We start from the raw sequence: 20,678 nt of genomic DNA, 5'->3' as shown, positions 1-20,678 counted from the left end.
TCATTAAAATGTGATGTTGAAACCTGCCATAATTACCTTCTGCTGTGGATACACCACGGCCGCTGGAGCCGAAATCTCCGGATCTATCTGAAAACGTTTTACGTTATCAAATGAAAATAGGTTAGAGCCATTGACATACACTCGAATTTTGCTCGAACCAATTTTGGATGCTAGGCCCTGTGCAAAGGTGTATCCCAGTTCCATATTCCGCACGCGCAGGTATCTCACATTAGTCAACCAGAAGTCGCTGTTCCGATGATTTGGCCCTGAGTTACCATTACGTATGGCGGGATAATAACCCGGAATCCACTCACTATTCAGGTCGTAAGGATCAACACGATGCCAACGATCTTCTAAAAGATAGGCTGGAGAGTTACCTCCTCCATGCAACGCATTACGCAATTCATAATCTTGATTCCAAGATTGTATAGCGCCACCAGCGAAGTCCAGGTTCAAGTCAAAACCTTTGTAATTCAAACCGATGCGCCCACCAAAACTCAGCATTGGTGCCCAACCTGTCGGATAACCGATGGGGCGTTCGTCCAATCCATTAATCACGCCATCACCATTCACATCTTTGTAGATGAAATCTCCCGGAAGTTGTGTCCGATTATTTTGTCCATCGTTATTAATCGGGTGGTTACGGATTTGCTCTTCCGATTCAAATCGACCTTCTACCTGGTAGCCCCACCAAACGCCACCCCAACGGTCTTCGATAGAATTACGATACTCGTTCCAAGCACTCCCAAACCGCGGCTTGTAGGTTTCGATACTGCGGTAACGCGAATAGGTCACATTTCCACTGACCACGTATCCGAACTCGCCTACATTACTACTATAGGTTAGCATGCCTTCGATACCGTAATATCCGTTTTTGCCTAAATTTTCTGGTGGCAATCCATACCCGATTTCGGAAGGAAGTAACACATCGTATCGCTGCGCTGGTGTTCCAGAACGGATAATCTTAAAGGCATCCGCCGTAAAAGTCAATTTGTTGTCAAACATCGCCAGATCCATACCGATATTATAATTGGTGTTTTTCACCCAAGAAAGATTTCGAATGGGTAATCCACGAGGTTGCAAACCAGGAACGTAGGCTCCATCCAATATGGCATTCCCTTGATTCCAGTTATAGCCTGCTAAATAGCCATGCATCGCTACGCCTTGCTCTAAACCGGTTTGACCAACAGAGAAGCGAAATTTCAAATCGTTGATGGTACCTTTCAGGCTTTCGAAAAATGCCTCATCCGACACACGCCATCCGGCAGACATGCCCGGAAAAATTCCCCAACGATTGTCTTCGTAATACAGGTAGGAGCCGTCGTATCTACCCAATACTTCCAATAGGTACTTTCCTTTATAGTTATAATTGATCCTTCCGATATAACCTGCACGTGCTTCATAATCCCAACCATCGCCAAAACTATTCAACTGATCCAATTGCTGTAGCGGGATGTAGTTGTTGGTAGGGTTAGAGCCCACAGCTTGGTAATTACGATCCCAATCCGAGCGTTCATATCCTAAGGTCGTTGATAGATGATGATCGCCAAAATCTTTGGTATAGTCTAGTTGAAATTGTGCATATCGCGCTACCACTTCGCGCTCGGTCTGATAACGCCAACGCGAATCAGTACCGTGGGTACGGTTGTACGCATCGTTGGCCCGATCGTAGGTAAATACATCATACGAATACTGGAAACCATCGAACTTATTATTAGTATAGTTGTACGACACTGTTCCTTTGGCTGAAAGGCCAAAGTCCGTTTTATACTGTGCAAATAAGTTCACATTAGCATTTCTATAGCGATTATCCTTGTATCCGGCGATATCGCGACTAAAGATGGCAGGGTTATACGCGAAGTCATTCACATGGTTCGGATACAGCGGATTATCGTTCGCATAAGGTCCTACGGTTGGCCTGTTTCTAAACAGCGCTAGGAAAGAAGCAAAATACCCATCTCCACCTGGCAAACCCACATCCTGACTGTATTCTTGGCGGCCAGAGATTTGAGTACCCACGGTCAATCCTTTTAGAATGGTAGTCTCTAGGTTGGCTTGTAAATTCGTGCGTTTGTAGGAGAAATCTTCCATCATGGCATCCTGATTCAGGTTACCTACTGAAAGGAAATAGTTGGAGTTAGCGCTACTTCCATTGATATTGGCATTGATATAGTTCTGCGGAATATTTTTGCGCACGATCATATCGTAATAATTATAGCCCTGGTATCCGGCCTCGGTACCAGCTTGCCATTTCGCGAGCTCTTCCCGCGTCATCACAGCAGAAGGATTTCCACCTTCATTTTGCGCCGTTTCTACCAGAGCACGTGTATATTGTGCGGCATTGGCCAAGGTTGGGAAGCGAGTCAAATTCTGCCAGCCCATGTAACCATTGATATTAACGCGTACCGATTCGCCTTTGCTTCCTTTCTTGGTCGTCACGAGCACCACACCGTTGGCCGCCCGCAATCCGTAGATCGCTGCCGATGCATCTTTTAGGATGGTGATGTTTTCAATATCCTCGATATTTAACGCGTTAAAGGCATCTTGTCCGGATACGTTGGAAGATCCGACCCAATCGTTTCCGGTTTGCCCACCGTAAGGTATCCCGTCGATTACGAAAAGTGGGCTACCCATATTACGGATTTCCAAGGCCGCACCACGTCCAGGTCTGCCGTCTTGTGCGCGCACCGAGATACCCTGAATCTTACCAGCCAATGCGCCAGCGGTGGTCGTCGACGATGTGCGTACAATCTCTTTTGCATTGATATCGCTTACAGCGCCTGTCAAGTTTCGACGAGACTGCGTTCCATATCCGACCACTACGACATCATCAATCGTTTGGTCGTCATCTTCCAAAGTAATGTTAAAGGAAGAGCGGCTTCCAATCTCGATTTTTTGCGTTTTGTAACCAATAAAGGAGACGATCAATGTCGTACCATCGGTACGAAGCTCAAATTGACCGTCTTTATCCGTCGTAGCGCCATCGGTTGTTTTTTCGGCGCTGACGCTGACGCCTTGTAAGGGGGTATTATCTTCTTTCACCACGGTGCCTCGTATGGTGCGCTGTTGGGCAAATAGCGAATTTGCACAACATAAAAAAAGACAACATAGAAGAATCTTTAAGTCTTTCATTGAAGTAGAAATTTAGGTCTGTTAGCAATTAGTTAGACAAATATTCAACTTCTAAATTGCATTTGCGGGGGTGGAATTGATCAAAAAAGATGGTGTAATATGTCGAACTATTTTCTCTTTTACAGAGGAAAAAAACACGTTGTCCAACTTAGAAATCAGGGTTTTAAGTTGGACAACGTGGGAAGCGGAATAGTTACTTAATCTAAGGTCAAAACGACCACAGAGAAGGGTGGCAATTCAAGGGAGAGTTGTTCGCCTTTTTGGGTGAAATCTTTGTACGCTATTGGTTGGATTGCTTCTGGCTTTTCAAAGGTATTATGATCGTTTAGGGTAGCAGATTTTAGAATTCTTCCCGAAAACTTGCCTCCGAATTTTCCAACATTTATATCCACACGCTGTGGTTTTGTCGCATCGATATTCACCATGCTGATATGGGTTTTACCATCCTTACTTACCGAAGCAGATGCATGTACAGCAGGCAATGTTTCTCCTTCAAAAGTATATAGCGCACTTTCCACCGTCAGTGGAATCAGCTGTGCATCTTGATGTACTTTATACATTTCCATCACGTGGTAGGTTGGCGTGAGCAACATCTTGTCGTCTTTCGTCAGGATCACGGCCTGCAACACATTAATCGTCTGCGCCAAATTCGCCATCCGCACCCGATCTGCATGATTGTTGAACACGTTAAGTGTTAATCCAGCAATCATCGCATCGCGCATGGTATTCTGTTGATACAGGAAACCAGGATTAGTACCTTCTTCTACTTCGTACCATCCACCCCACTCATCCACGACCAAAGCGATGCGCTTTTTGGGATCATATTTGTCCATAATCGCGGAGTGCTTGCGCACCAATTCATCCATTTTCCAGGCAGATTGCATGGTTTTGAAATATTGTGTATCAGAATATCCTGTCGCCGGACCTTTGCTGTTCCATTCCACATTAGCATAATGGTGCAATGCTAATCCTTCCACCAAATTGTGTTTAATGTTTTTCATGAGCGTTTCTGTCCACTCATAATCGTCTACATTCGCTCCAGAAGCAATGCGATATAATCCGCCTGTATTTGTCCAGTCCGACATGAAGGTGGCGTATTTTCGATACACATCCGAATAGTATGCCGCAGTCATATTGCCACCGCAACCCCAGGCTTCATTTCCTACCCCCCAAAATTTAACATTCCAAGGTTCTTCACGGCCATTTTTACGCCTTAGATCTGCCATCGGGCTTTCGCCCGCATGATTCACATACTGCACCCAGTCGGCGAGCTCTTGCACTTCACCGCTTCCGACATTTCCCGCGAGATAAGGTTCGGTTTCCAACAATTCACACATGTTTAAAAAATCATGCGTACCGAAACTATTGTCTTCCGTAACTCCTCCCCACCAGCTATTTACCATCGTTGGGCGATTAGGTTTAGGGCCAATACCGTCCTTCCAATGATAGGTATCTGCAAAGCATCCGCCCGGCCATCGTAAATTAGGTATCTGTAATTTCTTGAGTGCTGCAACCACATCGTTACGCACACCTGCTGTATGAGGAATGCTTTCGTTATCTTCTCCTACATAAAACCCTCCATAAACGCATCTCCCCAAGTGTTCGGCAAAGTGGCCGTAAATATGCTTGCTGATGGTCGTGTTGGATGCCGTGTGCATGGTAACTGTGGTGGTTGCTTTTTGCGCACAAACCCAGTTACTGGTAAATGCAATCAGGAAAAGAAACAAGACTGGCTTATTAATCGTCTTCATCATGTGTTTATAATTTTGCAGTTTATGTTTTAAGATAGCCTTTCGTGGCTATGGCTATAGGCTAGTTGATCTACAAATATCCATAAACTGACGGTAACACACGATGGTAATCTAAACCAAAATGAGGGGGTATATTCGTCAAAGATGGATGGTGAAGGCGTGATTTTAGTAAGAAAAGTTAGCCTATTTTAGTGCATGCTATGGTCTTTACCGACTTGCTGGCCCGTCCATATCTTCTGGGATGTCCAGGCTTGTGCAGCATCAGACCAAAATGGATGGCTCTCTGGTAGCCCTAAAGGAAGAAATAGCGTGGTTGCCAAATACGGACTGCCTTGATTATTGTAAAAATCGCCTAAACTTTCTTGCGCGCCGTACAAGCCGATGGTCAACCAGCCATTTTGATAGGTAGAAGCACTTTCTACCGTTTTGCGTAATACCGCTGTCAACGCGCTGCGTACTTGTGCTGCGGCCAAACTTTCTGGCAAACGACCTTTGAAAGCCATGTCCGCCAAATGATGGAAAGCTGCTCCGCGATAAATCACCGAACGACCCGAAGCCGGATAAGTGCCATCTACGTGAATCAGGCGCTCCTGAATCTCGGCGTAGCGCTGGTTACGTTTTCCAATTTCTTCAAACATGTGTTTGTAGGTATTGGTCTTCGTGCTGATTACATCGGCCAGCGCACCTAAGTAAGGATGAATGACGTAACTGTTGTAATAATCAAATGCGAAATGCTCTCCATCTTTGTATAGGCCATCGCCGACATACCATTGTTCAAATTGTCGTAGTGCATAATCCACACGCATAGCATCCCAGGAGTCTGCATATTTTGCGAGGAAAGCTTCGTTGACTGCCGAAAACAACAACCAGTTGGAATAAACAGGCAGAAAACGGCGCGTGGTTTGAATGGATTGCACGAGTTTTGTCTTTGTCTGTTCAGGCAGGTTTTCCCAAATCCACGGTGCGCGGATCAACCCTAGCGCTAAGAAAGAGGCATCTACCAATTGCTGACCACCTATATCGAAACGCATAAAATCATGTGCATTCGAATCTAAAGCATGTTTAAATCCTTGGATGACCCAAGCGCGATATTGCTTTCGCAAAGTCAGCTCTTCGGTGGAACCTCCTTCTAACTGTAGCCAGGGCGCTATACCTGCCACTACCCTTCCGAACACCTCCAAGTATTGCACCTGAATACGATGCTCCCTATTGTCTACATTTTTGGAGGTGACGCGTGGCATGCTGATCTTTAAGCTGTCCTGCGCGAGACTTTGAATGACTGGGCGCACCATTTTGTCCATTTCTGCTAGCCAAAATAGTCGATCTGACTCGGTCGTATTTTTAACAACGTTTACGCTTTTGTTTTGGGCAAAAGAAGTACTGGAAATCAAACATATCAATCCAGCCAATACCCCAAATCTCCTCTTCATCCCTTGATTTTTTTATTGATCTAAATAGTTGTAAAGCTCCGTGGCGGCAAGCAAATAAGCGCCCACTCCAAAATTAGTAGTAGAATTTTGATCAACCACTTGACCCGGAATGGCTTTCTCGCCGATCGGTTGCACATAGCCAACCGAACCGTCTGCCTGAACTGCAACATCTTGCAAATAGCGCCACGAGCGATCAACCACAGGCAAGTATTCTGCTGCGTTTAGATAACCATTGTTCACTCCCCAAAGCAAACCATAGGTAAAAAAGGCGGTACCACTTGTTTCCGGACCAGGAGCGTGTTCGGGATCGAGCAAACTACGCGTCCAATAACCACCCGGTTGTTGCGCATTGGCTACTGCCTTAGCTAATTGTTGGAAACGCTGTTCGAAGAATGGGCGATGTTTGTAGTCTTTCGGCAAATCGGCTAGCACCTTAGCCAACCCGGCCAAAACCCAGCCATCTCCTCTCGCCCAGAAATCACGCTTCCCATTTGCACTCTTGTGCTTTGGGTAAAGGTACTTGCCGTCCCGATAATACAGATGCGCGTCTTGATCAAACATCAGGCTGTCTGCATAGCGGAAATAGGTATTTAGCTTATCAAGATACAAGGGGTTTTTAGTAACGGTGTACAACTTCGTCATCACCGGCATGACCATATACAAGCCATCTGCCCACCACCAATAATCGTTTACCAGCGTAGACATTTGGTATCCCATCACTTCTTTGGCGCGACGGATACGTACCTCATCAGGATGGATAAGATAAAGGTCTATATACGTCTGAAAACAAATCTGCCAATCTCCAAACAACGCATAGTCATCACCTTCTCCATAACTGTATTTCCAGTCTTCTCGATTATTGGATTTAGCACCCTTCCACTGATTGTAATCTGCCCATATCACGCTATAATTCAACGCGGCAGAATCTTTCGTCACTTTGTAAGCGGCCATATTTCCGGTATGATACGCGGCTTCATCCCAAAATGCCCAATTCTGCGGTTTGTTATTGGTTTGCCAATACGTATTGACCAGACGAATAGATGCTAAAACCTCCTCTTTATCGACCTGATCAATCGCATATTTTTTGCCAGCACAGGCTGTAAAAACTAACACGAACGCTATAATAGCGATGTTTTTCGTCCAATTCATATCCTTATCTATTTCACGGTGAAAGGTGAACTTGTCTATCCTCCTTTCTTTATGATGTATTTATTGAAGTGGTATAGTTACTTCTGCGCTTTGCAGCCAAGGTGCTGTCAGCCGCACGCGAATTTCGTCCGAAGGCTTGCCATCAGCGCGTACATAAACCATCATTTTCCCCTTAAAGGCGCGTTGCTGGTGGTCTGTATAATCAGACATATCACTATTGTTTCCCGCTTCCATACCGAGTAACGTAGCCGGTCCTACAATTTGACAGGTAATCTCATCATCCGCCATTGGAACAGGTATACCATCTTCATCGACGACTTGCAGGGCAATCTGTGCCAGTCCACCTTCCGCTTTCACCGATTGATTCGCTCCTTCTATCACCTTTAATGCAAAGGATCTTTTACTGGTCTGCAGATTGTATTTCGCGATTTCACGACCATCTTGATCTAATCCAATCGCGGTAAGCGTTCCCGGCTCGTAAGGAATATCCCAATACACGATGCCATGACCTTCATCCGCCACTTTTTCTTCTCCAACTTTACGCCCATTGAGGGTCAAATATACTTTAGCCGCATTGCTGTAGGATACGACACGTATTTGCTGTCCTTGTTGGTAATTCCAAACTGGCCAAGCATCCATGGAAGGTGCCTGATCTTTTTGGCCACCTTGCTCCGCCTCTAACATCGACCACGTGTCCGTAGCTGCGCCACCGCCTTGTACTGGATAGGTGCCTAGAAAAGCCATAGGCTTTTCTGACCATAAAGATTGACGGAAATAGCCGCGTGGCTTCATAAAACCGGCAAAATCCAGTAATCCAGAATAAAAACCGCGGGAAGGCCAGCGGCCAGATTCACCCAAATAATCAATACCTGTCCATAGAAACTGTCCGAAAATATGCTCGTTATCCCGTACTGCTTTCCAAGCGCCATAATCATGGCGATTTTCACTACCATAGATCACTCTTTCCGGATATTTGGCGTGATCCTCTTGATAGCGGCTTTCGGTATAGTTGTAGCCTGCGATATCCAATACCCCTGGGTAAGCGGTCTCATTGGACATGGCGACGCCCGCTAAACCGGCGGTTACTGGTCTGGATTGGTCGTATTGGCGCACCACTGCCGCTAAACGCTTCGCAATATCACCCAATTGCATGGCATCTGGTGCATCCTTCCGGTAACCTCCGAAAATCGGTTGGGTAAAGCCGCTTCCCTGCCCCCCATCCAATACGGGGTGCGAATACGGATCGTTCGGGTAATCTACTTCGTTACCGATACTCCAGGCAAAGATGGATAAGTGATTTCGGTCACGACGCACCATATCGGCTAAATCGCGCTCGCCCCATTCTTCGAAATAATCATACGCTCCCTGAAAACCTGGCGTACCGACATTCCAGCCCGAAAGCCACTTTCGCTTCGGAAACTGCCATTCGTCGAACGCCTCATTCATCACCAGCAAACCCAATTCATCACACAGTGCATATAAGCTACTTGCCTGCGGATTGTGGCTGGTACGTATCGCGTTTACACCCATAGATTTGAGCTGCTGCAATCGTCTGCGCCACACTTCGGGATACACTGCTGCACCTAATACTCCGGCATCGTGATGCACACAAACGCCTTTTACTTTCATCCAGATACCGTTAAGGGCAAAGCCTTTATTCGGATCGAAGGTATACGTTCGAAAACCGGTACGTACGGCAGACTCATCCACGACTTGATCTCCTTGTAAGATGGTCGTTTTTAGTGTGTATAGGTTTGGATTGTCCAGACTCCACAACGCGGGATCGCGGACATCCAACGTGCTGTGCACCGTTTGGCTTCCGTTCTTCGGGACATTTAATTTCGTAGTTTTCTTGGTCACCGTTTTACCAGCAGCATCCAACAGCTCATGGATCACCTGTAGGTTAGCGGTCTGATCGGTATGATTTTGTACCGGTGTTTCAATCTTCAACGCACCTTTATTTTTCTGTACTTCGGGATAGACGTATAAGCCCCAGGGTTCGATGTGCACCTTATTCGCCTGCACCAGCCATACATCCCGATAGACTCCCGATCCAGTGTACCAGCGGGAGTCTGCATCTTGGGTATGATCTACCCGCACCGCGATGGTATTTTCTGCACCATATTTTAAGTGTGGTGTGAGGTCATACATAAAGGAAACATAGCCGTTGGGTCTTTTCCCCAAGGAATGACCGTTAATAAATACCTCGCTTCGATTATATACGCCTTCAAAATAAATGTACAGCTGCTGGCCTTGCTTTTCGGCATCGACGAATACCTGTTTGCGGTACCAGCCTATCCCGCCCGACAGGTAGCCTGTGGCACTGGCCAAGTTTGGACTCAAGGGCTGCCGAACGCTCCAGTCATGCGGTAATTGAACAGGGCGCCACGAACGATCCAATGATTGGGCTGTCGCAGCCTCCTTCTGATCCCCCAACTTAAAATGCCAGTCTGTATTTATTTTTTTAGCGTGACCAAAGTCTGGTTGCGCTATCAATAGCGTACTACTGCTGATCATCAGCAATAAACACGCACTAAGGCGGGAAATCAAGAAATATGCTATTCTTAGGAACATCGTTTTTTAGGTATTATTTATCAAAAAAATTTAATTAGTGGGAAAAACCGGCAAGATTAAGCCCTGATCATCAAAACGCAACTCATCGATAGCCACTTCCCTATGAAAACCTGCGGCATCTCCCATGTTAATGCCATCGGGATACGAGAAGCGATGGTATACGATATACCATTCATCTTTTCCCGGCACTTGTATGACCGAATTATGCCCTGTTCCGTAGATGCCTTTTGCCTCATCTTTCGATAAGATCAGGTTGTTTTCTGGTATTTGAATCGGTCCCATGGGCGAATCTGAGATTCCATAACGCACGCGATAATCTGGGCTTCGCGTGTCATCCTCCGACCATAAGAAATAGTATTTTCCTTCGCGGTAAATGACAAATACACCTTCTCGAAATGTACCGTCTGTCGGTGTCAGCACTTTGGTCGTATTTGGCTTGAGCGAGATCATATCTTTATTTAGTTCCGCTACGGCCAGATAACCGTTGCCCCAGAACAAGTAGTTTTTCTTTGATTTAGGATCGTAAAACACCGCCGGATCGATTTCCTGACCGTTTTGTATGCCCTCCGGTTTGCTGTTCACGAGTGGTTTTCCCGAATCGCGAAAGGGTCCTTGCGGATTATCTGCAACCGCCACACCAATCTTTTGTGCTGCTGTAAAGTAGTAGTAATACTGGTATTTCCCTTTGTTATTCTTCTCGATAATGGTTGGTGCCCAGGCATGGCGATCTGCCCAAGAAACGTCTTTTTTCAAATCTAAAATAACGCCTTCATCCGTCCAGTTTTTCAAATCGGTCGATGAAAAAGTTTTGAAATAGTAACCGCCCCAGCCGTCAAATCCATCACTGGTTGGATACAGATAATATTTACTATCCTTATGCGAATAGATAATATCCGGATCCGCGTAATAGCCATCTAAAACCGGATTGCTGGGCGTGGGCAAATGGATGTCCTCTGGAACTCCCCAACGATCGGTCAACGCTTTTAACTCGGAGCGCGATAGTGGTATGATGGATCCATGTCTTGGATGAAAATCCATGCTGATCTCTTCGTCTATCACCTTAAACACATCTAAATCCACACTTTCACAAAACTGGTATTTACCTTTTCCGTATACATCATACATCAAAATATACTTGTCTGAGTGATTCAACTTAAATACGCTGGATCCTTCTACGGCATCTCTAGTTTGTTGTTTATACCCTGGCTGCTCCACCCATTTTCCGGAGGTCAATGAATCCGTGATCGCTAGCCGAATGCCATTGCCATGCCCTTCGGTTTTGTAAAAAAGGTAGTAAAGGCCATTTTTAGCCATGATATCACCATCGATACAGGACTTCTGATTTTTCGGGATAAACAAGGGCTTTGGTTCGCTTTCCAGATCGGTAAAATCTGCATTCGCGTACGCGTAATAAATAATATCTGGCCCGTCGCCGTGCTGCATAGACCAGTACACCATGTATTTGTTGACCGCGGGATCGTAGATGGTCTGTGGCGCCCATACACGTTTCAAATCCTCGTGCCCTGCAAAGCGCGTTGGAACATGTATAATACTGTGCTTCCAATCGACTAAATTCTCCGACTTCAATAGCACCATCGCGCGGTTAGAATCCCAACCTTTACTCGAGGTCATATCGGTCAATACCATATAAAAGGATTTCCCATCTTCTCCCCGCAAAATATGCGGATCTCGAACACCGCCTGTCGAACTGATCTCCGATGAATTCAACACCGGTTGATTGTTATTGAGCGCACGATATTGATAGCCATCGGTGCTTACGGCGAAACAAACGGCCTCGTCTTCCACCGCATTACCTTTGAAATAGGCAAACAAATAGCCCGCATAATCTTTCTCCACAGGACCCGATTTGTAAGCTTGCGCCAGCAGCAAAGCGCTGCTTAAAAAGTAGGCTAAGAGGGTAATTAGGATTTTCATTTCAATTAGAACTAGTTCAAAAAATTTAGTTTATGCCTTCGGATGTCATCTGGATCCGTTTGATTGTATTATCTTCATTATAAAACAGGCGATCGATGCACACCGAGCGGCTGAAACTACCGCCATCCGTCTGTATAGCACCATTGTGGTAGATAAAATACCATTCCCCCTTAAATTCGACAATAGATTGATGGTTCGTGTTGCTATTGCCTGCGATCTCGTTCAGAATGCCTTTATACTCGTATGGCCCGTCCATCCGGTCGGCCATAGCGTAAGCGATTTTTTCTGGAAATCCCGTGGCATACGTGAGGTAGTATTTTCCGGCATGCTGATGTACCCATGGCGCCTCTGTAAAATCGAGCTGATCAAACTTCATTTGCTTGATTTCACCATCAATTTCGATCATATTATCCTTCAATTTGGCGTAATAACATTCTCGATTACCCCAAAATATCCAAGCTTGTCCGTCGCCATCTATGTGTACCGCAGGATCGATACACGCCCAGGCATGGCTGGATGCGAAGCAATCATCGTTGGTTAATAGTGGTTTGCCCAGGGCATCTTTAAATGGTCCCGTCGGAGAATCCGATACGGCCACGCCGATGCCCGACCAATTGGTGCTAATGTACCAGTAATATTTGCCGTCTTTCTCGGTGACGTGCCCTGCAAAAGCATCTCCACTCTTTGCCCAGGAAAAATCTGTAATTTTCAATGGTACAGCGTATTCCGTCCAATGCTGAAGATCCGTCGTGGAGTAGACCAACCAATCTTTCATTTTGTAATTGGTCTGCCCTCCTTCCATATCGTGGCCGACGTACAACCAGAGGGTGTCGCCCTTTACGAGCGCAGCCGGATCGGCGGTATACTTATCTTTAATAATCGGGTTGCCACTGGCTCTAAAGGTGTTTACTTCCTTTTTTTCGGTGTTTTGTGCGAAGGTTGGAGAAAGTGCCCCGACAAGAAAGATACCTACTGCCCATGTACGCAAATATATTCTCTGCTTTGTACTTACTTTTATACTCATGCTTAAAAATTGGTTATCGCGCCATCCGAAGGATGGCTTTTTACTAATCGAATATCGGTCAACTTTGCAGTAGTGCTGTTAGGATTGGCTTCTACCCGAAGCGTGATCTCTTGCTCGGATGCTACCGACGGTGGCAATGCGATGATCTGATCTTGAACGGCATTTCCCACTATTTCCGATTTAATATCGGCTACTTTAACACCATTGACCGTAATGGTAAAATCGTGCTTTTCCTCCGAAAAATAACGGATATACAGGTATTTCGCTTCGCTGGATGGGTTACGTAATTGATAGCTAAACCAGCCGTTGGCCTGCCTCCACTGTATGCCGTTTTGGGCACCTGTGGTTGCCTTTTCAAAACGAATCGCATGATCGGATTCGGGCTGTTGCTGGCCTACGCGCACCTGATCTATCGTTTGCTCTTCCAACCTTTCTAAATAGGCATCGTTTGCCTGCGCAGATTGCTGCTCTGCTTCTGTACTAGTCGTGGCATAAGGCCAGTATAAGAGGTATCGTGTGTCGTGGATTTCGGCAAAGGGCTTTAATTCATGCGTTTGCCTCCCGCCTGTTGGGCTATTCGTTTGCAACGCAAAACGAAGCTCGCGAGCAGAAATTAATTCGACAGCGTCCTTTAAATGATCTTTCGAGCCCACCAGTATGGGGATTTCTGTAGCGGGAACCTGCGGGCCTTTGGCGATGTGTCCTCCACGGCTGTCATCTGCCAATAATCCGGTCATTCCGGCATCGCCGGCACTTGCCGCCAGTACCAAAGGACCGTACTGGAATGCGACGTAATGCGAGCCATCCGGAAGCTCTTCCACGCCTACCTGCATCGGCAGCACTAGCTGTACCTCATCTCCGTCTTGCCAGCGTCTTTCGAGCGTTAGGTAGCCATTGTCGCTTTCTTCCACCATTTGTTTTTGCCCATTAACAAAAAGGGAGACTAGCTCCCTTTTTGACCAGGATGGTTTTCGTAGATGTAGGGCAAAATCTTTAGACTCGGTGGTATTTATTTTGAGATGAATCGTATCTGTATTTGGGAACTGATGTCTTTGTTCTATGCGAATGCCTTTCTGCTTCCAATCCAATACCGACGGAATGAACAGATTGACATACAAGTTCTGCTCACTACTTCCGTAAATAAACTCGCCGTACTTCGCATGGCTTTCTAATCCGGAGCCGACACAGCACCAAAAACTGGTCTCCGGCTGGGAATACACTCTATAATGCGCTGGTCTCATGGGTGTAAAATAAACTAAGCCCCCGTGTTCGGGATGTTGGGAAGACAGCATGTGATTGTAAAGTGCGCGTTCGTAATAGTCGGCGTAGCGCACATCCGCCGTTTGCTGGAATAGCTGGGCACTCAGCTTCAGCATATTGTAGGTGTTGCAGGTTTCTGGTCCTTCCACACTTTTTACCATACTGGAAAAATCATCTGATGGATGAAAATGCTCATAGGTGCTATTTCCACCAATGGCCACACTTCGATGCTTTACCACCGTTTCCCAAAAGAAACGGGCAGATTCATGCCATGATTCTAGGCCTTCCAGCTCGGCAATGCGTTGTATACCGATTACTTTAGGGATTTGGGTATTCGCATGCATTCCCGTCAGCTGATCTTGTTGGTTTAGCAGTGGCGTGAGAAAAGAGATCTGCGTAAAGCGTTTCGCTAATCGCTTATGAGCCGGATCATGAGTCCAAGCAGATACATCTGCAAATACTTCATGTAATCCGCCATGCTCGCTTCTCAACATATCCTGCATCTGCTCATCACTCAGTCCTTCCGTTAGGTCAACTGCCCAGTTGGTCATATCGACCAGCATGCTCTTAGCGTCTTCATAACCGGCAATCTGATAGGCATCCCTAAGACCCGCGAAGGTCTTATGAATATTGTATAATGGCACCCATTTACCATTGAGATCAAAACTATTGGCACGAATGTCTCCTGCTTTAATTTCCCGCCAAAGTGCTGCACTGCCGGGTACGCCGCCAATGTATCCGGATCCCAGGGCTTGTTGACAGCGTTTTAATTCCGCAAGCAAATACTCCAGGCGATCGCCGATATCCTTACTCTTGGTGGAGGCATACAGCATGGATAATCCCGAAAGATAATGACCGGCAGTATGGCCATCTAATCCAGAGCTTTCCCAATTGGGATAGCTAGCCGCTTTTTGCGGTAGCCCAGCCTCTCGAAGAAACGGCGACAATAAGCGATCCGCATCCAGCGTGAGCAAGTACTGGTAATTAAGCGATTGTGCGCGTAAAAAAGGACTTTCTAATAGCTGTACCTGGTTAATGGGAAACAAGGTAACCGCATGATGCTGCCCGATCGCTTCCAATGCCGAAAGACTAAAAACAGCTATTATCCAATTCATCCTAGATTTCTTATACATGACGCTGGCGATTTATATATTACTAATAGGCTATTTTAATTAGATAAAACGATTGGGGCTGCATAGCAAGATCCAAGGTATTTTTCTTCAGTGGAAGAGTGGATTCCTTCGGCATAACCTGACGTTGCTGTCCGACCGGATTATAGGCTAATGGATCATCTATCGTTAGGATTTCAACTTGTGCAGATTTTGCTAATTTCTTTATGCCGTCTACCGTGAATGATACTTGTTTTGCGGTAGCACTGGTATTGACCACTTTGATGATTACTTGTTTATGTACATTGTCCAACACAGACGATGCATATAGGCTATCTCGCCCTGCAACCGGCTCCTCTTGTTCAAGAAGCGGTATGATCTGCGTGCCCGGGTTGGTCGAATAGGCTTTTTGTACATAATAACTTGGCGTCGGATACACGTTCATATTGTCCACCCAGATCAAGTTCGGATTCCACTGCCAACCATCGATATGCGCAAATAGCGGCGCATAAGACGCGAGTTGCACAACATCTGCATTGCGTTCCAAACCGGTGAGAAAGGCGGCTTCAGACAAGGCTGCTTCCCAATTATTTCGCTGTTCCGCATCGGTGGCTTTACGGCTGTGCGCGGCATATTCGCCTGCAAAAATCTTTGGTCCCTTCCGATCATAGTCATCGTAGCGCGATGCATTGTTTAAAAACCACTTTGGCTCCTGGTAAAAGTGCTCGTCAATGATATCTACTTTCATCGCGCGCAGCTCCTTATCCAAGTATTCAAAATATTCGCCACTTGAATATGGTCCTGCACTCGCAATGATCTCTACTTCTGGATGTTTTTCTTTCAATATTTTTTGAAAAATGGCCAGACGTTCTACATACTGTGGACCCCAGTTTTCATTGCCCACACCCAGCAATTTTAGGTTGAATGGTTCTGGATGCCCCATTTCGGCACGTAGTTTCCCCCAGCGCGTATCCACCGAGCCATTAGCAAATTCGATGAGGTCCACTGCATCCTGTATGTAAGGATCCAGCTCATCCAAGGGTACGAGTTCTCCCGTGTTAAATTGACAAGCCATACCACAGTTGAGAATAGGCAGCGGCTCGGCCCCTATGTCTTCTGCCATGAGAAAGTACTCGTAAAAACCTAAACCAAATGTTTGGAAATAATCTGGTGTTAAACGATGTGCGAATTCCGTATTCCAGCGATTGATGATCAACTGGCGATCTTCTATCGGGCCGACCGTCTTCTTCCACTGAAAACGCTGCGAAAGATCAAATCCTTCGACGATACAGCCGCCCGGAAAGCGGATAAACCCGGGTTTAAGGTCGGCCAGGGCTTGTACCATATCCGCACGTAAACCTTTTTTACGTCCTTTCCAGGTATCTTCGGGAAATAAGGAAATCATATCCAGATCGATGACTCCCTCCCCTTCAAACCACAGCCTAAAAGATCCTTTTGGATCCGTTTTTTGGGCGGTCAGACGCGCCTCTCCACTTTGCCAATTATCTTTTGTGGCATTGGGTTGGAACTCGGCTTGGCCAATTACCTGATCCAGTGAATCCAGCAATTCCACTTTGAGTCGAATGCCGGCATTGGGCTGTCGGTACAACAGGGAAAAATCATAGGCCAAACCTTCTTTGATACCTATGCCACGAAAGCCTTCATTTTGCAAGCCAATCAGCGAATCGACCTTTCGTGTATCTACTCGAAGATAGCGCGGATTTGCCTGATGCTGATCTTCTTGCCGATTCAGAATGGTCATGTTCGCTTCGTTTGCTTTACCCAATTTTTTCCAACCCATCATTGGCCGAAAAAACTCAAACGATCTATTTTTGATCAACTCGGCATAGATACCGCCATCCGCTCCCATATTGATATCTTCGAAGAAGATGCCCCACATATTAGGATTAATATCTCCTTTTGGCCGACTAGCATCAATCACAAAAGTCTTTTGCTCCTGCGCAAATGCACGTGGATGCGTCTGTAGAATCACAGCAAGCAATACGATTTTTAGCAAATAGGTTGGGTAGCTGTTACGTTTTCCGGTCAATATCATAGGTTTTACAATGGTTTTATGAGAACGTTAAAAGTATAATTTTGATACGGGATAAGGTATTGTGTCAACGGCCATGCTCCCCAGCTGTTGATACCGCCCACTCCCATTTGTTTCAAATCAATATTCAATTGCGTCTGTGGACGCTTTTCTAGGTCGGCCGCGTGCCGTTGTATGCGCTTTTCGCCATCGTCCAAATCTTCATCAAAATAATGGAGCGCGCTGGCGCTAAACAGGCTATCCGACGCTACTAATAATCCGCGGCCCTTCTTATTGGTTAACTTATACCAACGAAGATCGGTCTTATTGCCGGTCTCGTTGGGCATCACATACGGGAAGTACTGCTCGTCCACCGTTTGTCGGTACCAGCCTACGTGTGCACTGAAATTACGATCGATGTAATTTTCGTGTGGCCCGCGCCCGTAGTATTCTACCTGCTCGAATCCGGCTGGTAAAATCCACTGCATGCCAAACCTCGGCAGTACGCTTACTTCTTGCGTGGAATCGACGGTGATGGTCTGCGAAACAGACATCATTCCCGCACCGTTGATGACATAATTTATCTCTAAATTAGCAAAAACTATCGGAAGCTGCTGGTAAACAGTAACGTAAGCCAAATTATTTTTCACTTCAAAGTGAAGATCCTTCAATACTGCTTTTTGTATAGCGGCTTTCCAGGCGGCTAATTTTGTTGGAATTTTGGCTCCGATATCGTTGTCATTTGGCGCTCTCCAAAAGTTCGCTTTAAACGCGTAAGTGTCCTCCATCATAGCGGTTCCTTTGTGCACATATTTGATCAGTGCTCCCGTAGCGGGGTCGAAAACTAGATGTACATCTTTCGATTCGACAACGATGCCGGATTGGTCTTCGTAAGCCGAAATTTTTGACTGCGCTGCTACTTCAATCGTATTCGAATACCTGCCTCCTAAAGCCAGCTGTTCTGTTGCTACAATATGATTGGCAGGTAGTAATGGTTCATCATTTTTGAGGCGATAAGTTACGTTGAGGAATGTCTCGCCATCCAATTTCTTATCCCATTCAAATGGTAGTATGATGGTATCTTGTGGTTCAACCGACAATTGATCGACCCTCCAAGAAGATACTTTTTTGCCGTTGCGAATGATTTCAAACTCGGCTTTGACATTGCTGAGGTCTGTAAAAAACTTTTCATTGTAAATATTAACTGCTGCATCGCCCGATAAGCTGGTGTGAATATCCTGATAGACCTTTTTCATCTCCCAAGCATGCGGATAAGGTGTGCGATTGGCATAGAAGATGCCTTTGGAAGCAAAATTCCAGTCGGTGATCGCCTCCTTTGGTTCATAATCTCCACCATAGGTATAGACGGTGTCGCCTTTTTCGTTGATCTTCTGAAATGTCTGATCTACAAAATCCCAGATATATCCTCCCTGAAAATGCCCTTTATTTTCTCGAATAATATCCCAATAATCTTTGAAGTTGCCGAGTGAATTGCCCATCGCGTGTGCATATTCACACTGTATAAATGGTTTTGTGGGGTTCGGATAGCGCTTTACATAGTTTTTCATCGCGTCGGGACTGGCGTACATCGGTACATTCAGATCTGTATTCCAGTCGAATCGCAATTCTCCGTAATTCACTACCGCACGCTCGTACTGAACCGGGCGCGTCGTATCACGCGCTTTCATAGCGACATAACTTCGGTAGAAATTATAACCATTGCCTGCTTCATTGCCCATGCTCCAGATGACCACACTCGCGTGATTCTTATCGCGCTCCTGCAATCGTGTTACTCTCGAAACGTGCGCTTTTTCCCAAGTCGGGCGATTAGCCATGGTGTACGAAAGATCGTATCCCATTCCATGAGATTCGATATTGGCTTCATCGATGACGTACAGTCCGTACTGGTCACACAATTCCAACCAATATTCTGCATTGGGGTAATGGCTATTTCTAACCGAGTTGATGTTGAACTTTTTCATCAACTCTATATCCTTGATCATGGATTCCTTCGAGATGACTTGTCCAGTCTTTGGATCGGTCTCGTGCCGATTGACTCCTTTTATTAATATAGGCTGGCCATTGACTAAGAATTGTCCGTTCTTGATTTCGATCTTTCGGAAACCAATTTTAGTAGGAATTACTTCCAACACATGGCCTTGCGCATCTAGTAAGGTCGTGGTGATTTTGTAGAGATTAGGAGTTTCTGCTGTCCACAGCGCAGGTTTGGCAACCGCTATTGCTGCTTTGACAACAGCTGAGTTACCTACTGGAACCGTTTGATGCCCGATGGTTTCCTTTCCTCTAGTCAGTACAAATGCGACGCGATGCCCTTTATCTGTCGCTTGATTCAGTCTCACCTGAGCGTGCAGCAGGCCTTGATCGTAGGTGTCATTTAGTGAAGGCACCATGTCCACGTCGTAGATATACTCTTTGTTGCGCGCCAGCAGATAACAATCCCGTGTGATGCCGCTCAATCGCCACATATCTTGATCTTCCAAGTAATTGGCTACTCCCCAACGCATGATTTTAAGGACAATACTGTTTTTACCTTTCCTCAAAAATGGAGTAACATCAAATTCGGAAGGCAACTTACTGTCTTCGCCATAACCGACGTATTCTCCATTTACCCAAACCGACAAATTAGATTTTGCAGCACCAATGTGCAGCGTGATGTTTTTGCCAGTCCAATCATCGCCAATTTCCACTTCGCGGCGGTATATGGCAGTGGGATTAAAATCCATCGGTACGTGCGGCGGATTGGGTCGCCCGATGAGATAGGTAAATTCAAAACCGGAAGTGGTATACATCGGAAAGCCATACCCATTCATCTCCCAGTTTGCTGGAACTTGAAATGTTGGCCATTTACTGTCGTCGTGTGTAGCTTCTTCAAAACCTTCTGGTAAATCAGCAGGCGCTTCTACCCACTTAAACTTCCAGGATCCATTGAGGCTTTGGTAATTTTTGGACAAAGTCCAATCTCCTTTATCAGCAGCTGATTGATTCTCGAAGACAAAATAATCGCTACGCATGGGTAAACGGTTGACTTCAACGATGGTCTCATCCAACCAAGGAATGCCTTTGCGTTGTGCATCAGATAGAATAACTTTGGGATCGCCGGATCCAGTTAACGTGACGCTTGATTGCGCCAGTGCACCAGAGTAAGCGACAGCTGATAGGATAATAAAAATGAGTTTTGTATATAATTTGTTATTCATATCGATTAAAAATGAGCACTTTCGCCGTACGTCGCGAAATAACGAAAACAGGTTAGCTGAAGCT

At 45.9% G+C, this 20,678-nt stretch carries 10 protein-coding genes; all 10 read right to left on the bottom strand.

Annotation, left to right across the window (positions count from 1 at the left end; translation table 11 throughout):
* Nucleotides 1-3 precede the first annotated feature (3 nt).
* The 10 genes from M8998_RS02005 to M8998_RS01960 all read right to left on the bottom strand — a co-directional run bounded on the left by M8998_RS02005 (nt 4) and on the right by M8998_RS01960 (nt 20,614).
* Nucleotides 4-3,132: a SusC/RagA family TonB-linked outer membrane protein gene (locus M8998_RS02005; RefSeq protein ID WP_249990320.1), complete on the bottom strand. Its 3,129-nt coding sequence runs from the start codon at nt 3,130-3,132 to the stop codon at nt 4-6.
* A gap of 197 nt (nt 3,133-3,329) precedes the next feature.
* Entirely contained in the window at nt 3,330-4,886 is a 1,557-nt protein-coding gene (locus tag M8998_RS02000; protein ID WP_249990319.1) for an alpha-N-arabinofuranosidase, read from the bottom strand.
* A 185-nt stretch (nt 4,887-5,071) separates the two neighbouring features.
* Complete coding sequence (locus M8998_RS01995) at nt 5,072-6,313, bottom strand: DUF2264 domain-containing protein (RefSeq protein ID WP_249990318.1); 1,242 nt, start codon at nt 6,311-6,313, stop codon at nt 5,072-5,074.
* Nucleotides 6,314-6,325: 12 nt separating this feature from the next.
* Nucleotides 6,326-7,462, bottom strand: coding sequence for a glycoside hydrolase family 88/105 protein (locus tag M8998_RS01990; protein ID WP_249990317.1), 1,137 nt, complete (start codon nt 7,460-7,462; stop codon nt 6,326-6,328).
* Nucleotides 7,463-7,522: 60 nt separating this feature from the next.
* Nucleotides 7,523-10,036 carry a glycoside hydrolase family 2 TIM barrel-domain containing protein gene (locus M8998_RS01985; RefSeq protein WP_249990316.1) on the bottom strand — a complete coding sequence of 838 codons (2,514 nt, stop codon included), beginning with the start codon at nt 10,034-10,036 and terminating at the stop codon, nt 7,523-7,525.
* Between the two features lie 30 nt (nt 10,037-10,066).
* Entirely contained in the window at nt 10,067-11,971 is a 1,905-nt protein-coding gene (locus M8998_RS01980) for a glycoside hydrolase family 43 protein (protein ID WP_249990315.1), read from the bottom strand.
* 25 nt (nt 11,972-11,996) lie between these two features.
* Entirely contained in the window at nt 11,997-12,995 is a 999-nt protein-coding gene (locus M8998_RS01975; RefSeq protein ID WP_249990314.1) for a glycoside hydrolase family 43 protein, read from the bottom strand.
* Between the two features lie 2 nt (nt 12,996-12,997).
* Entirely contained in the window at nt 12,998-15,370 is a 2,373-nt protein-coding gene (locus M8998_RS01970) for a glycoside hydrolase family 127 protein (RefSeq protein WP_249990313.1), read from the bottom strand.
* A 40-nt stretch (nt 15,371-15,410) separates the two neighbouring features.
* A complete protein-coding gene (locus tag M8998_RS01965) occupies nt 15,411-17,420 on the bottom strand; it encodes an alpha-L-arabinofuranosidase family protein (RefSeq protein ID WP_249990312.1) in 2,010 nt (669 codons plus the stop codon).
* A gap of 5 nt (nt 17,421-17,425) precedes the next feature.
* Entirely contained in the window at nt 17,426-20,614 is a 3,189-nt protein-coding gene (locus M8998_RS01960) for a glycoside hydrolase family 2 TIM barrel-domain containing protein (protein ID WP_249990311.1), read from the bottom strand.
* Nucleotides 20,615-20,678: the final 64 nt, after the last annotated feature.

It is taken from the genome of Sphingobacterium sp. lm-10, from assembly GCF_023554555.1.
Classification (GTDB): Bacteria; Bacteroidota; Bacteroidia; order Sphingobacteriales; family Sphingobacteriaceae; genus Sphingobacterium.
Note: the sequence above shows the minus strand (reverse complement) of the source record. Positions and strands in the feature narration are given on the sequence as shown.